The sequence below is a fragment of the Streptomyces sp. NPDC004051 genome, assembly GCF_053604275.1.
On the sequence record NZ_JBSGHG010000004.1, the window covers coordinates 248485 to 264416 of the forward strand.

Sequence of the window (15932 nt, forward strand, 5' to 3'; positions counted from 1 at the left end):
ATCATCTGCGGATGCAAGGGTGGTTTCAAGAACACCTGTGGTTATCAGCCATGCCCCCTCCGTCAGGGACGCCTGGGTAGAGCGGGGGCACGGGTGGACGCTGCAGCCCCTCCGCAGATCAGAAGATTGGAGTATCAGGCGACTGCTGCTGTGGGGTCTGTGGGGAGTAGGAGATCACCTTCGGCCTCTTCTTCGTGGTGCGCTGACGGACGCGTACGGACCGGTCACGAGGCGTCTCCTCGCTCGTTTCGACCCCCAGTACGACGCTGTATCCCTCGCGGGCACGCTCCAGACCGAAGTCCCGCAACTGTTCGACGCTGGTTCCCACAGTCCCGACCAGGCCGAGCTTTACCAACTCCGCGAACTCTGAGGCCACGAGATAGCGGCCCACTCTTTCGTAGCTGAAGAGGCGCCCACCCCTCCTCCCGAGCGTGCAGTCGTCGTCCAGAAGGACGCGGGCATAGGAGAGGGGGATGTACATGCCGCGCGCCAACTCGGAGGTGGGGACTGCTCCGTCCCGCCAGTGTGCGAACTTCAGGAAGCACGCGTCCTGTGAGAGGCGCCACTCGTGGGGATGCACAGGCTTCGAACTGAGTTCTGCAACCCGCTCCAAACGGTCCATCTGGTCCAGGAGTTGCTTGTTCACCCGGTACTCCTTGTCCCGAGAGCCCAGGCGTTTGTACTGGACGAGGACGAAGCTGTGGGTGGGGTGGTGGTAGTAGATCATGTCCGTGCCCAGTCGGCTCTCGACCGGAGTGGCATTGACGTTGACGACCTCGAGGCGGCGTCCAGCGGTGTCCTCCAGCACGTGGATGTCACATCGCACGTCATCGAGTCCTGGCCAGTCATCGAAGAAAAGAGGGGCCTCGCTGCCCAGGCCGGCGCGCACATCGTGGTCGATCAGGCTGTTCTCTACCGGGTCCGGGACAAGTCCCGCGAGGTATGGCGCATTGCGTGAGTCGGGGCGTCTCCAGGCAGACAGGGCGGAGTGAGGGAAGTCGGTCACCCGAGTCAGGGACTGGGCGGCGTCCCGCTGTTCCTGCCATGCCCGGTCCGCTGCGTCGTCTACGTCGAAGATGACCGGGTTGAGATTGGCGAGCAGCCACTCGATGTACCGGGCCAACTCGGGGTGGCTCCGAAGGAGCGCTTCCTGGAGCGCCTGCCAGGTTCTTACGCCGACGTGTCCTGCGCTTCCGGTTAGGGCCTGCTCCACGTGTGCTCGGTGCGTCGAGGAAAGGGAGGCGAGGATTCCGCCGGGGCCGTCCAAAGCTACCGGCTCCGGGCATCTGCGCATGGGTTCAATGGTGATGCTGCTGTCGACCGGCCCTACGGTGTTGAAGCGCTGTACCGATCCGATCCAGGTGATGAAGCGGCCGTGTTCGGAGAACTCCCTGCGGCTGTTGTTGGAGGGATGCGCCCTGTTGTCGCACACCAGCAAAGCTAACCGGGTGCCGGTGTCGGACGTGTCGAGCCCTGTAGGCAGCCCTTTTGTGAAGCGCTCCGTGATGAGCCAGTCGCCTTCGTTCTCGGCCATTTGAAGCGAGGTGAGGGTCACTATGTACGTCACAGGCTGACCTTATCGGCACCGTCGGCACGTGCAGGGGGTTCGGCCCGGTGAGAACGTCGGCACAACCGTCCACCGAGGCTCACGTAACCGGGGCGTCATCTCAAGCCAGCGGCCCGTACGCTGCGTCAGCGTACGGGCATGTTCGGTGGAACGTACGAATGCCTTCCGGCCACTCTGGGCGTTCTCAGGGAGAGGGGCCTGGCGTGTGAGCACCTGGAGGTGGGCCGCGAATGACGACCGATCACGTGGAACCGGCAGTGCCGGGCGGGGAGTGCGAACGGGAACCGGATCCGTCGGACAGCCTGCGGACGTTCGGGGCCGTCGTCCAGGCGCTGCGTGAGCATGCGGGGTTGAGTCGGATGCAGTTCGGGGAGCTGGTGCGGTTCTCCAAGCACACGGTGGAGTCCGTGGAGTTGGGGCGGCGGATGCCGGACAGCTCCTTCGTCGAGCGGGCGGAGGAGGCGTTGGGCAACACGGGGGCGCTGCGGCACTCGGCGCGGTTTCTGACGCGGGGGGAGGCGGGGTTGGCGGCTTGGTTTCGGCGGTGGGCTCGGCTGGAGCGGGTGGCGGTGAGCCTGTGCACGTATGAGTGTCGGCTGGTGCCGGGGTTGTTGCAGTCGGAGGGGTATGCACGGGCACTCTTCGAGAACCGGATTCCGCTGCTGACGGATGAGCAGTTGGAGGCCCAGGTTGCGGCGAGGATGGAGAGGCAACGGATGCTGTGTGAGCGTCCAACCGTTCCGTTCCACTTCATCGTTGAGGAAGCTGTCTTGCGACGCAGGCTGGGTGGAGCCGAGGTGCGACGTGAGCAACTGAACCACGTTCTGGAGCGCACGTTGCCTCGCAACGTGACGTTGCAAATCATGCCGCTGGAAGCCGAGTACCACTCGTGCATGGATGGGCCTCTGCGCCTGCTGGAGACCCCGGAGGGGCGTCGACTTGCATACTCGGAGGGCCAGGAGAGCGGGCGGCTGATTGGTGACCCGAAAGACGTGAGAGTTCTCCAGCAGCGCTATGACACACTGCGGTCGCAGGCCCTGCACCCCAAAGATTCTCGGGCCTTGCTGGAGCGACTGCGAGGAGAGACATGAGCACGACGGAACTCGCCTGGTTCAAGTCAAGCCACAGCGGTAGCTCGGGCGACGACTGTGTGGAGGTCGCCGTCACCGAGCGGACCATCCACGTACGCGACTCCAAGGAGCTGTCACGTGCCCCCTTCGCTGTGGGCCGGGACGGATGGTTGCGATTCGTGGCCTTTGCAGCGGAGGCATGACAGTGGTGTGTCACGGTGGCGGGGGCTGAGGCCCCCGACGCCGTGACACGTAGACCTCCAGTTGGGAGCAATGCTCAAGACCTGTGGATCGGCCTCGGGAGGGGTGCTTCGCGAAACGCGGAGGGCGTACCTTCCCGAGTGATCGATTGATGGTCACCGAGTAGACCCGCGTTGCTACGCGGGTTGGGAAGGCACGCCCGTGCTCAGCGTAGTCAACAACGACGGAACCACCGAGACCGGATCACTGATGGACGACATCGTCCGCGAGGGTGCCCGGCGGATGCTCGCCGCGGCCCTGGAGGCCGAAGTCAACCATTACGTAGCCGAGTTGGCTGGTGAGCGGGACGAGGTCGGCCGCCGTCTGGTGGTCCGCAACGGCCATCACCGCGAGCGGACGGTGACCACCGCCGCCGGGCCGGTCACGGTGAAGGCGCCCGCATGAACGACAAGCGCGTCGACGTGGCCACCGGTGAGCGCAAGCGGTTCTCGTCGAAGATCCTCGCGCCGTGGTGCCGCAAGTCCCCGAAGATCAGCGAGGTGCTGCCCCTGCTCTACCTGCACGGACTGTCGTCGGGGGACTTCGTGCCCGCACTCGAGCAGTTCCTGGGCTCCGCGGCCGGCCTGTCGGCGGCGACGGTGACCCGGCTGACGAAGCAGTGGAGCGACGACCACGCCGCCTTCCAAGCCCGTGACCTGTCGGATTGCGACTACGTCTACGTGTGGGCCGACGGTGTCCACCCCAAGGTCCGTCTCGGGCAGGCCCACGCCTGCGTCCTGGTCCTCATGGGCGTGCGCCCCGACGGCCGCAAGGAACTCATCGCACTGGCCGAGGGGCTGCGTGAATCGACCGAGTCGTGGGCGGATCTGCTGCGGGACTGCCGCCGACGCGGCCTGCGCGATCCCGAACTCGCGGTCGGTGACGGCGCGATGGGCCTGTGGCGGGCCCTCGCAGAGGTGTTTCCGCAGGCCAGGCACCAAAGGTGCTGGGTTCACAAGGTCCGTAATGTCATGAACGCACTGCCGAAGTCGGCTCAGCCCGGCGCGAAGAAGGCCTTGCAAGAGATTTACAACGCCGAGGACCGCGACCACGCCGAGAAGGCGATCAAGGACTTCGAGCGCGCCTACGGCGCGAAGTGGCCGAAAGCGGCCAAGAAGGTCACCGGCGAGGCCGACGAGCTCCTCGCGTTCTACGACTTCCCCGCCAAGCACTGGGTGCACCTGCGCACGACCGACCCCATCGAGTCCACCTTCAGCACCGTGAAACTCCGGACCAAGGACACCCGCGGGACCGGCAGCCCGGCCGCCGCGCTCGCGATGGTGTTCAAGCTCGTCGAGTCCGCCCAGGCCCGCTGGCGCGCGATCACCGCACCCCACCTCGTCGCCCTCGTCCGCAACGGCGCCCGCTTCGAGAACGGTCACCTCGTCGAACGCCCCGAGGCGGTGGCCGCGTGAGCCGACCGACCAGCGGCACGCTGCATCACATCGAACTCTGGGTGCCGGACCTCGACCGCGCACTCACCTCTCTCGGCTGGCTGCTGGAGGCACTGGGCTACACCCTCACCCAGAGCTGGGACAACGGCCGCAGCTGGCACCTCGGGCCGACCTACCTGGTCATCGAGCAGTCCCCGGCCCTCACCGCCGACCGGCACGACCGCTGCCGACCAGGACTGAACCACCTGGCCTTCCATGTCGAAGACGCCGCCACCTTGGAAAAGTTGGCTGCCAGGGCCGTTCAGCACGGCTGGCATCTGATGTTCCCCGAGCGGCATCCATACGCCGGCGGCAGGCAGCACTATGCCGCCTACCTGGAAAACGACGACGGCTTCGAGGTCGAACTCGTCGCGATCAAGTCACCCGAACAAAACTGAGCCCCCGGCGGCATGACGCAGAAAGGAGGAGCGTCCGCGATGGCAGCACACAGCCGACAGGTCTTGCTCGACCTCATCCGGTGGAACGGCCGGATCAGCGACCTGATCGCAGCGGCCCGCAAAATTCCGGAGGGGGAGTTTCCCGCGGTGGTACTGGACCTCGGGAGTGCCCAGGCCGCTCTGCGCAAGGTGCTCGCCGGGGAAGCGCTCCTCGGCGAGCTCACCGCGTGGACCGAGCAGCTGCACATGCGCGAGGACATCGACATCGAGCCGGGACACGAGGACCTGCTGACCCAGTTCCTGTTCGAGATGTCGACACCCGAACTCTTCGAGCCGATCACCCGCGAACTCTGCAGCCGGTGGCTCAACGAACTATGCGCAACCACATAGTCGCCCACCAGCCAGCCACCCACAGGTATTGACAATTACTCCTCCAGTTGCTATGCCTCCGTGCGGTTCGCCGACCACGCGTATGCGGCAAACGCGCGGGCCTGTTCCACCTTGCGGATGCGGCTGAGTTCGATCGGAAACGATGAGTAGGGGCGGCCCAAGTACTTCAGGATGTCCGCGAAGTACGGGACAGGCAGGTTCCCCGAGGAGACCACAAGGGACGACAGCAGTACGCCGTCAGGACCAGCGGCGCGATCCACGTCGATCAGGATTGATGCACGTGTCGGGTCGCGGAGAGCTTCCGGACTGACACCTGCCGCTGATGCCAGAGTCTGCCAGCTGACCCTCATCTGGCGCTCCGCCGCCGAGACAAGTGCCCTGCGCACAGCCTTCACCACGGTCTTTCTCTTGATGCCCAGAGCGGCCCAGAGGCCGTGGTCGTCGCTGAAAGGAGAAGGGGGGTTCTTCGAGGCGGATGCCGTTTTGGCCACCAGAGCGTACGCACGGTCACGCTCTGCCGACCACGCTGCTTCGGGAGAACGTGAGGTGGAGCCGGATGTCCAGCCGAGTCCCTTGAGGACTTCACCGAAGAACGGAGCGGGTCCGGTCGCCTGACCATCCAGCTTCACCAGAGACGACAGGACGGGACGCTTGCTGCTGTACGACCCGTCCACCGCTACAAGGAGCCGGACACGGGCGCTGGGGGTGATACCGGCTGAGCGGGCGTCCGTCAGTTTTACCAAGGTCGACCAGTTGATGAGGGTGCGTCGGAACGCGACGCGTTCCAGTTCCGTGCGGAACCGGCTGATCAGGTCGCTGTCGGCCGGCGCGGTGCCCACGGTGGAAGCGATGTTCTTGGACGGCGTTTCCCCGCGCACCAGGTCGTACGCGGTTTTCCGCTGACGTTCCCAGATGTCGCGGACCTTTTCCGGCGAGAGGTCGGCACTCCAGCCGAGACCGGCCAGGACTTCATGGAAGCGAGCCGCGGGCCCCGGCTCTTGATGAGCCAGTCTCACCAAAGAGGAGAGCACCGGCTTGTCGCTCGACCGGGGATGGTCGACTGCCACGAGGAGACGGACCCGGTCCTGCGGGGTGAAGTCTCCGGGCGCGTATCCCTTGTAACGGAGGAGGGTTTCCCAGTTGATGACACCGCGCGAGTGAGCGGTCTGCATGAGCTTGTGGCGCAGGAACTTCACCAGCGCCTCGTCCTTGGCAGGTGCGGTCTCTTCCGGGGCCGGCGGTGTCCGGGGTTCGGGCGCGGGACGCAGGTCCGGCCAGCGCGGATCACTCTGCGCGGGGAGAGGGGAGAAGCCGACGGCCTCGATGAGCCAGCTCGGCCGCTCGGTGCCGGAGTCGGGCAGGGGGATGAGGTGGGCGGTGCTCTCAATGACGTTGAGTCGGTGAGGGGAGGGTGGCACGGAATGGAGCGGCAGCGCGATCCGCATACGGGTCATCACTGACCCGGCGGGCTGGACGTCCGCTTCGTAAAGGCGGCGTGCCGTGACGTTCTGTTCCTCGGTGGGGACGGCTGCGGTGAAAGCGAGTCGACCGGGGACGATGGGGAAGGCGAGCTCGATCGTCGTATCCGTGCCACCGTCCGCCTCTGCGGCCGTGGACGGCTCGTCGGGAAGGTGTGGAGTGACGATCCCCTCGTCCGTCAGGTGGCACTCGTCCAGAGTGGTCAGCTTGACGCTGTGGTCAGGGCCCTGAGTGCCGACGTAGACCTTGCGTGCCCCACCCTCGGTGCGACAGGTGAAGCGGATGGCATGTCCCTCGGCCTTCACTTCGTTGTGCGTGATCCCGCTGTTCGGCCCGTAGACCCACTGGACGCGCACGTTGCCTGCTGCGAGCTGAGCGCGGGTCGCCTCCCATCGCTTGAGAGACATGCGGTCCATCTGCACCCGAATGAGCCGTGTGCCGGAACCGAAGCGGACTTCCACGGCTCCGCCCGGCCCCGAACCGAGGTCGGGGTACGACACCCTGACCTTCTGGTGTCCCTGTCGGCGCAGCCAGTGCTGGAGCACCTGACCGATGTAGAGGTGGTCGGCGCTGTCCTCGCCGGTCTGCGTACGGCGGCAGTGCACCGGCGGCCGGTGGGCGAAGTGGCACTTCTTGTGGAGGTACCGCTTCGCGGTGAGCTTCTTGCCGCAACCGCCCAGCAAGGTGCCGCAGTAGAAGTCGTCACGACTGCGGCCGAGCATGAACCGGTCGAAGTCGTCATGGTCGAACGGCAGAAAGGCGGGCCAGTCGGAACCGGGCTGGCCTATGACTGCGGTCTGGACCTTACGGGTGTCTTCCTCGTAGGGAGGCATCGGGTCTCCGGGCGGGGATGTGGTGCAGTGGGGCAATTGCCGACCCTGTCGGGTCCTCAGGAAGAACTTCAGTGAGGGGCGCAGCGACAGGGCCGGCTGGGGGTACAGGTCAGGAGGAGCGCCAGCGGTTACGTGCCGTCGGACCCGGAGCCGCAGACCGTGGGGGTTCCCGCCTTGGTCACGCCGGTGGCGCCGAGCTGGGAGCAGAAGGATCCGGGGTGCACGGTGCCGGCGTAGTTGCCGCCCTCGGACTCAGCCTTCCTCGGCGCGTTGCTCCTCCCCGCGCCGGCGGCGCGTTCGCTCGGCGATCTCGCTGGAGAGCCTGCCCTTGACCGAGCTGGCCCGGTCGAGGGTCTCGTTGCCGAGGCTTCTGGCGGCACTGACGCCCTTCGCTCCTGTCTCGAACGCCTTGTCCTTCACCTCCGCCGCCGCTTCCACCCATCGTCTCGCCTCCGATGACTGGCGACCGGACTCGATCCCGAGCCGCGCGTGGAAGTCATGGACGCCGGTCACGACATGGTTGCTCGACTGGACCACAACTGGGGACTTGGTCGGGTGCAGCAACACCTTCGCGTTGGCCGCGTCGGCAGCCGATTTCATCCGGGCCACCAGACGCTCGGTGCTCCGCGAGATGAGATCCAGCCGGTTCTGCCGGGCAGTCCGAAGCCCGAGGCGATGTTGGTCCAGCTGATCCGGATGCGCGTCCAGTACTCGGTCGAGTTCGAGCACGGCGATTGTGTCCTGCAGTTGGAAGCAGCGAGCCAGAACAGCTAGCCACTCCCGAACCTTGGGCTCAATCATCTTGACCGTCGTGGCGAGATCACCGATCTTAGGCTTGCTTTCCAACTTCTCCGCGAGGGAGTCGAGTTGACGCAATGCGTACGCCTGGGTTTCCGCGATCGTCGTCGGCGCTGTCTGTACCTTCGACCACGTGACCTCGGAGACTCGGCCCACCTGCTCTCGGATGGTCATGGTCTCCTCGATCACGAGGTCCATTCCGATCATGCGGGACAACACAGCGTCCTTCTGGGCGCGGAGTACGTCGTCGACCTTCTCGTCGATCGTGGCGAGGTAGTCGGTGATTTCGTCCATGGTCTGCTGCATCGAGAGCTGTGCCATGAGCCCTGCGGCACCAGCCAGACGCGCAGGGTTGGTCAGGAACGAGCCGGCCCCCTTCTCGACCTGGAGCCAATTCTTGATCGAGCCAGGTTTCCCCACCATCGCATGGCTGATTCCTGGCGTCTTGCTTTCCATTAGCCCGAACTTCTTGACACGCTCCGAGGACTCCTTGGTCAGCTTCACCCAGCGACCGGAGTTGGCGGCAATCTCCGAACCTACTTGCGCGACTGCAGCCCCGGTGCCGAAGACGGACTTGAGCCGTTGCACTCCGAGGCCCTTCGACGGCAATCCCTCCGAGGCGAGGAAGCGTTCGACGTCCGTCGCATTCCCGATGACCGCCAGTCCATCACCGTCACTGATCAGCTGAATCTCGTTGTCCATTGCCCGCTCCTGAAGTGGCTTCTCGCAGTTGAGGGTGATCGGGGTGCGCGCGGCGACCGTCGGGCGGTCAGGCGGGGTGCCGGGGGCCGTGGCCCGGGGGCGGGGTAAGGGCGGAGGTGTAGTTCTCGCCGTCCACCAACGGGTTCTCCAGACTGACGCCGGCTGCGGCCATGCGGTCGTACTCGGCGAGGATCAGGTCCTTGGTGTGGTAAGTGCCGTACTTGGCCTCGTCCTTACGGCGGACGATGGAGAAGGTGTCGAGGATGTAGTCCACGTCGTCGTGGGAGATGCCGTAGAGATGGAAGAAGAGGGCGTCGAGTTCGGCCCGGATTACTTGACGGCGAGTTTCGTTCCATCGGAAGGGCGCGCCGGTGACACCAAGATCGGAGGCGAAGCCCGCCATGTCGTAAGCGGTGTATGTAAGTTCCGCTACACGGGGAACGATAAACGAAGTATGGTGCTGTGCCTGAATTGGGGTAACTACCGGAAGTTGATGGAGGATGAAAGTGTTCACGTGTGTACCCGAAACGCTCTGTCGAGCGACATAATCGGCCGCGAATGATGACAGGTTTGCAAGTAGGGCAGCGGAAGAGGTGCAGTGGGTATTAGGTAGGGCCAGAGGGAGAGTGTTTCCTACTGCGGCAATTGGCGTGATTGCCGGGATGAGAGTGCGTTCGTTGGTTGCGTTAGTGATGGAGCGCCAACCGAACAGCCATTTACGCTGCCATCGGCCCTTGAGTCGCTCGGAGACATCTTGGGATTTGACTACCGAATCACTGTAAACCGGTGTGGCGACTTCTTTCTCTTCATTCGTCAAGTCTGCCCAAGAGTTTCCTGTGTACCCACACCAGCGGTGATCATAGAGGTGCACCATTTTGCCGAGATAGAGAGGGGCGGTGTCCACTTCAAGGTCGGAATCGAATGGCATGAATTTGGCGGAGTCGTGGGTTATGTCGAACATCTGCATGTGGTCCAGCGACCACAAATTTCCGCCAGCTACCGCCTTGTTCCATAGGACAGGAAGGCGGCGGTAGATCGAAAGGGTCAATTCGGCGTCACGGCGCGACCGGAAGATTGGACAAGTTCCGGTGTTGGGGTTGAGGAGAGTGATCTCCTCCGGAGCGAGCGTGAAGGTCTTCTCTGCGTCGTCCAATTCTGAAGGGTCGTGAAGGAAGAAGGCGAACCGTGCAGCTGATTCGCGCATGGCGTGGCCGGTGAGGGATAGGATGCTGAACTTGAATGAACGATGAACGCCTGGAAAGAGCGGTGTTGAGTTCTCAAAGTCGTACAGCGCTGCAATCGATCCGTTCTGCACCAGGTCCTTGAAGAAGAACTGCGTCGTTGCGTCTGTCGCGATGCCTGTCGGCACAATGACGCCCATGCGGCCGCTCGGACCTGTCAGCATACGGTCAGTTTCGGCGAAGACGGCATACGTGTTGATGTCGCCTCGACCCGTTAGCGGGAAGCGGCCGGCGGAGCGGAGGAATTGGCTCTGGCACTCGGCCTTACGCTTTTCTGCCTCGAACTCATTGTACAGTTCTGCTCCCTCGTCCGAGTCTCTGAGAGCGGCGATCAACCTCTTGCGTGCGGCGGCGCTCTTTGCTGTGGCTATGGCGATGTCGCGCTGAGCGAAAAACTCCTGCTCCTTGACCCGGATTCGTTCCCACGGTGGATTCCCAACCACACAGTCGAAGCCGCCATCCCAGCCCGTCGTTCCGCCTGCTTTAATTCCAGAGTCAGTTACCGAGAAGACCTCCGGAAACTCCAAATGCCAGTGGAAGAACCTGTACTGCTGGGCGAGGCGGATGATCTCCTCGTTCGTGCTCACCGGGATGCCCGCACCCGCGCTCTGGAGGTCCCGGAAGACGCCCTCGGTGATAGGGGTCGGTGCGCCTTGGACCTTGGGCCAGACGAAGGCGGCGCACCAGGCGTCGCTGATGTGCAGGGCCTGGAGGTAGTCCGCCGACTGTTCCAGGTCACGGAAGCGGCTGGACTGGAGCCGGACGTCGCGCAAGGTGTCGGCCGAGACGGCGGTGATGTTGCGCAGGCTGGCCGCGAAGGCCGCGTTGGACACCCAGATGCGTTCCTCGGTGTGGAAGCTCAATTGGCCGCCGCGCTCGGCCGCGTTCCGCTTCCTGATGGCCGTCGCGACCTTCTTGTCGTCGCCCTCGATCGGCTTGAAGGCGTCGTCCGGGATGCCCTTGGCCAGCAGCGCCGGCGTCGCCCCGATCAGCGCGTTGCCGTGCTTGATGTGGGCGTCCAGGAAGCCCAAGGGCTTGCCCGGCTCCAGGGCCTCCAGCCACAGGGACACCTTGGCCAGCTCGACCGCCATCGGGTTGAGGTCCACGCCGTAGATGCACCGCGCGACCACCTCGTGCAGCGCGTGCCGCACCGCGTCGATCGTCGGTTCGGGGTTCTGCTCGCGCACCGCTGCCACGCGCTTCGCGATGCGCCGTGACGCAGCGACCAGGAAGTGGCCGGAGCCGCACGCCGGGTCACAGACCGTCAGGTTCAACAGTTCCTCGACGATGGCCGGGCCCGGGTCCGGCTGGCCCGAGCGCGTCGCGCGGATCTCGCCGCGCTTCACCGCGTCGTCGATCACCGGGTCCAGCGCCGAGTCCAGCAGGCACTCGATCAGCGAGGACGGGGTGTAGTACGAGCCCGTCGTCTTCCTCGCGTTGCCCGCCAGCTCGACGAGCTCGAAGGTGCGCTCGGTCGCGTCGTGCTTCGGGACCAGCTCCAGCAGGGACTCGTAGATGGAGCCCAGCTCCTCCGCGTCCAGGTGCCGGTAGTCCACCACCCGGTTCCGCTTGCTGCTAGGGTCCCGGACGATCGACAGCGCGCGCACCGCCTCCAGCAGGGGCTCGTTCGACAGAGACAGGGCGTGCAGGAGCTTGTCCGCCTCCGTGTCGTCGAAGATGCCGCCCAGGCCGGGCAGGCCCAGCTCCGGGAGACCGTCGTCGTTGCCCAGGCCCGACAGCACGAAGCGCAGGGCCTGGTACAGGTCACCGTGGGCCGTACCGCGACGCCGCTGGGCGTGCCGACGCAGACGGGCCGAGGAGAAGTACGTGGCGTACCGCTCCTTCGCGGTCTCGTCCGCCGACGGGGACAGCAGCACCTCCCGGTCCTCGGCGACGAAGAGGAACAGCAGGCGGTAGACCAGGCGCAGGAGCGCGTAGTGGAAGGTCTTGACCTCCAGGCTCTCGCGCAGCTCCCGGTTGTCCGGGTGCTTCAGGAAGCCCGTGCCCAGGGTCGTGATCGCCCGCTGGACACCCTTGCGGAGCTGGTCCAGGGCGCGCGTGCCCTGCGCGATCGCCTCCGTGCGCCACTTCTCCAGCCAGCACGTCGACGGTGCCGCGTCCTCCGCGACCTCGAAGCGGGACACGTGCAGCAGCCGGTACAGCAGCACGAACTCGCTGAACAGCTCGCCGTCGAAGATGGCCTCGAGGTCGAACTCGACGTACGAGGCCGTGGCCAGCGCGCTGGAGTCGCGCAGCAGGCGTATCTGGCGGCCGTTGGTGAGGACGCCCCACAGATGGGCCTCGGTCCGGTTCAGGCACTCCTGGAGCATCGACTGCGGCGGCACCGTGCCCGCGCCGCCCGGACGCTTGTCCAGGTTGGCGTTCCACGGCGTCTGGTGGATGAGTGCGTGCTGCCAGCGGTGCGAGACCTCGAACCGCTTCTCCGTGTCCGAGTCGGCCCGGACGCCCTCCGTGCCGATCGGGGTCAGGCGGCCGAAGCCCAGCTCACGCCAGAGCGGCGCCAGCCAGTCGGCACCGGCGCGGCCCGTGGGGTCCGTGGCGGGCAGGCCCGTCTCCCGGTCCTCGGGGAGGTGCTTGCGCAGCTCGCGCCAGAGCGGCTTCAGGTACTCCCAGCTGCGCTCCGCCTCGTCGCGGACCGAGCGGGACGAGGGCAGGCCGTAGTCGGCGGGCTTCGAGCCGGGGACGTCCTTGCCCTCGGAGATGCGCAGCAGCATGTCGGCCGGCAGCAGGCCCCCGACGGTGTGGACGGCGGTGAACACCTGGTGGCGGGTCGTGGCGGACATCAGGCGGACGCTCCAGAGACAGCAGCAGGGGCAGGGGAGGAAGCAGCGGGGTCGGCGGGCAGGTAGAGGTACGCGCCGAGGACGTCGGCCGGCTTCTGGGCCGTCACCGACAGGCCGCGGACGATCTCGCCGGAGGCCTGACGCACCCTGCGGTGCGAGGCGTCCAGCTCGGCGGCCAGGTCGTCGCCGTACGACTCCAGGTGGGCGTTGGTCTCGGGGAGTTGGCCGAGGATGCGCTTGATCATGCGCTCGCCGAAGTGCGGGTCGGTGTTCTGGGACGCCGTCGCCTCCAGCAGCGCCGCCGCGCGCTCCGGCGGCAGCCACACCGCGTTCTTCGGGGAGCCCTCGAAGGCAAGCAGCCGCGCGTCCTCCGCGACCAGCTGCTTCTCGCCGCTCCGCGACGGCAGGGTCAGGTGGAACCGGTAGCGGACCAGGAGCAGCGTCGTGCCCGTCGTCACCGCGTCCGTCGTGATCACCCCGCAGCGGCGTGCCGGGCGGGCGCCGGCCGCCTGCGTGTCCAGGGCGGCGTCCAGCACGTGCGATGCCAGCGCGCCGACCACCGGGTCCGTGCGGACCAGCGCTGCCTCGCCGCGCGCCACCGCCGGGTCGTTCCGGAACGGGATCGGGCGGTCCCGCTCGATCGCCTCCGCGCCCACGACCGTGGCGAGGGCGTCCCGCAGGCCCGCGGGCGTGCCGCCGACCTGGGCGGTGAAGTCCTCCGCCTCGTCCGTGCCGCGCAGCACCGCGCCCAGCGCGCCCAGGGACTCCCGCACGAACGACGTCACCTCGCCCGTGCCGCCCAGCGCCTCCCGGACCGCGGCGACCTCGCGGGCCACCTCCTCCGGGTGGATCGCACGCTGCGCGAACCGGGATTGGGACCGCTTCTCGCGCTCGGCCGCCGAGTTCCAGTCACTGTCCAGCTTGGCCGTGCTCACCTTGAACGCGTCCGCGCTGAACAGGGCGCCGTCGTCCTCCCGACCGCGCATCAGCAGCCACTCGACGATCGCGTCCGTCACGCCCGTCGACAGCTCGTCCGGGACGGACACCGAGATGCCGAGGTCCTTCTTGATCTGGCGGTGCTTCTTGATGAGGACCTCGAGGACCTTGCCGTCGATGCCGTTGTCGTCGCCGTACAGGGTGATGACGCGGACCTCGTCCCGCTTCTGGCCGTAGCGGTCGACGCGGCCCTCGCGCTGGTCGTGGCGGGTGGGGTTCCACGCCAGGTCGTAGTGGACCACGGCGTCGAAGTGGTGCTGGAGGTTCACGCCCTCCGACAGGCAGTCGGTGGCGATCAGCACGCGGCGCGCGGCGGCGTCCTCGCCGGCCTCGGTGGCCAGCGCCTCGATGTTGTCGATGCGCTGCTGCGGCGAGAGTTCGCCGGTGACCGCCTTGACGACCGTCTTCGCGCCCAGCGGGCCGCGCTTCTTCGTCTCGGGGTCGTTCGCCAGCTGCTCGGCCAGGTACTTGGCGGTGGGGATGTAGCGGCAGAAGACGATCGGGTGGTAGCCGTCGGCGAGCAGCGCCTTGAGGTGCTTGATCAGGGACTTCAGCTTGAGGTCCTGCGCCGGGCCCTCCAGCTCCTGGGCCCGGTCGGCGAGTTCGGCCAGCCGCGAGCGCGGGTCGTCCTCCGCGATCTCCGCGCCCGGCGCGACGTCCATGCCCTCCATCGAGTCGCTGTCGGCCGCGTCGCTGTTCAGCGGGGCGCCCAGCTTGTCAGCCTCCTCCGCCGACGACGCGACCGCCGCGGCCGACCGCGTCCGCAGGGTCTGCGCCGCCGCCCGGGGGGAGGACACCAGCGAGCGCAGCAGCGCGATCGCCGACCACCAGGCTATTCGGGCCTCGCGCCGGCCCCGGCTGTCCGCCTCCTCGACGCGCTCGCTCGCGTACGCGATCGCGTCGTCCAGCAGCGCCCGGTACTCCGGGGACAGCTTGTACGTCTCGTCCTTGAAGTAGCGGTCCGAGGGGAACGCGGTGCGCTCGGCGAGGGAGTCGTCGGCCAGGCCGTCCTCCTTGGTGAGGTACTGGCGCACGTCCGCGCGCTTGCGGGCCACGAAGTGCCGGGCCAGCAGCTTCCTGCCCGACTCCGACTCCAGGTCCACGTGGGCCAGTTCGGGCTTGACCAGGCCCAGCAGGTTGCGGAACGCGGACTCCTTGCCGCTGTGCGGGGTCGCCGTCACCAGCAGCAAATGCCGGTCGGCGTCCTCGGCGACGCGGCGCAGCAGCTCGTAGCGGAGCTGGTTCTGCGAGCCGGTCGTCGTGTCGTCGGCGGCCACGCAGGTGTGCGCCTCGTCGACGATCACCAGGTCGGGGCAGTGGCGCACGAAGTCGTCGCGGTGGCGCGGGGACTTGATGAAGTCCGTGGAGACGATGACGTGCGGGTGGCGGTCGAAGAGGGACTGGCCCAGGTCCAGTCCGCGCTCCAGACGGGTGACCGTCGAGGACAGCACCAGCTCCGCGTCGATGCCGAACTTGCTGCGCAGCTCCTGCTGCCACTGCTCCGCCAGCGCGGGGGAGCACAGCACCGCCAGGCCCGACGCCTCGCCCTGCGCGAGCAGTTCGCTGGCGATCAGACCGGACTCGACGGTCTTGCCGATGCCGACGTCGTCGGAGATCAGCATGCGGACCGTCTTCTGACGCAGCGCCATCAGCAGGGGGACGAGCTGGTAGGCGCGCGGCTCCACCGCGATGCCGGCGAGCGAGCGGAAGGGGCCCGCGCCCGAGCGGAAGCCGATCCGCAGGGCCGTGCGCAGCAGGCCGGCCGCGCGCTGGTCGCCCAGGTCGCTCGGCTCCGGCGCGGCGAACCGGGCCTCCTCGACCGTCTCGAACGCCGGGAAGACGGCGGCGATGTCGTCGTCCGAGCCGCCGAGCGGCCGCAGGACGAGCAGGTCGGGCTTGCTCTCGGGGAGCACCACCCATTCACGACTGCGGGCCTTCACCAGGGAGCCGGCGGAGTACGTCAGTGCCATGTGTGTCGTCC

At 66.7% G+C, this 15932-nt stretch carries 9 protein-coding genes and 1 pseudogene; 5 read left to right on the plus strand and 5 right to left on the minus strand.

Annotated elements, in window-relative coordinates; all coding sequences use genetic code 11:
- Positions 1–118: 118 nt before the first annotated feature.
- Positions 119–1567, minus strand: coding sequence for a hypothetical protein (locus ACWEQO_RS08120; RefSeq protein ID WP_452980203.1), 1449 nt, complete (start codon positions 1565–1567; stop codon positions 119–121).
- 230 nt (positions 1568–1797) lie between these two features.
- On the opposite strand from ACWEQO_RS08120, the gene ACWEQO_RS08125 reads away from it, so the two are divergent.
- The 5 genes and pseudogenes from ACWEQO_RS08125 to ACWEQO_RS08145 all read left to right on the plus strand — a co-directional run bounded on the left by ACWEQO_RS08125 (position 1798) and on the right by ACWEQO_RS08145 (position 5098).
- A complete protein-coding gene (locus tag ACWEQO_RS08125) occupies positions 1798–2658 on the plus strand; it encodes a helix-turn-helix domain-containing protein (RefSeq protein ID WP_452980206.1) in 861 nt (286 codons plus the stop codon).
- Positions 2655–2840: a DUF397 domain-containing protein gene (locus ACWEQO_RS08130; protein ID WP_452980209.1), complete on the plus strand. Its 186-nt coding sequence runs from the start codon at positions 2655–2657 to the stop codon at positions 2838–2840. Before ACWEQO_RS08125 ends, ACWEQO_RS08130 begins: the two co-directional genes overlap by 4 nt.
- A gap of 199 nt (positions 2841–3039) precedes the next feature.
- Positions 3040–4292 (plus strand): annotated as a pseudogene (locus ACWEQO_RS08135) (IS256 family transposase).
- Positions 4289–4708: a VOC family protein gene (locus tag ACWEQO_RS08140; protein ID WP_452980212.1), complete on the plus strand. Its 420-nt coding sequence runs from the start codon at positions 4289–4291 to the stop codon at positions 4706–4708. Before ACWEQO_RS08135 ends, ACWEQO_RS08140 begins: the two are co-directional and overlap by 4 nt.
- 39 nt (positions 4709–4747) lie before the next feature.
- The gene (locus tag ACWEQO_RS08145; RefSeq protein WP_452980215.1) at positions 4748–5098 is read left to right on the plus strand and encodes a hypothetical protein; all 351 of its coding nucleotides are present in this window, start codon (positions 4748–4750) and stop codon (positions 5096–5098) included.
- Between the two features lie 50 nt (positions 5099–5148).
- Here ACWEQO_RS08145 and ACWEQO_RS08150 read toward each other — a convergent pair whose 3' ends face one another.
- The 4 genes from ACWEQO_RS08150 to ACWEQO_RS08165 all read right to left on the minus strand — a co-directional run bounded on the left by ACWEQO_RS08150 (position 5149) and on the right by ACWEQO_RS08165 (position 15921).
- On the minus strand, positions 5149–7410 hold the full coding sequence (locus tag ACWEQO_RS08150; RefSeq protein ID WP_452980218.1) for a hypothetical protein: 2262 nt from the start codon (positions 7408–7410) through the stop codon (positions 5149–5151).
- A gap of 252 nt (positions 7411–7662) precedes the next feature.
- A complete protein-coding gene (locus ACWEQO_RS08155) occupies positions 7663–8910 on the minus strand; it encodes a hypothetical protein (RefSeq protein ID WP_452980221.1) in 1248 nt (415 codons plus the stop codon).
- A 67-nt stretch (positions 8911–8977) separates the two neighbouring features.
- A complete protein-coding gene (locus tag ACWEQO_RS08160; protein ID WP_452980224.1) occupies positions 8978–12955 on the minus strand; it encodes an Eco57I restriction-modification methylase domain-containing protein in 3978 nt (1325 codons plus the stop codon).
- Positions 12955–15921: a helicase-related protein gene (locus ACWEQO_RS08165; protein WP_452980227.1), complete on the minus strand. Its 2967-nt coding sequence runs from the start codon at positions 15919–15921 to the stop codon at positions 12955–12957. Before ACWEQO_RS08165 ends, ACWEQO_RS08160 begins: the two co-directional genes overlap by 1 nt.
- Positions 15922–15932 lie beyond the last annotated feature (11 nt).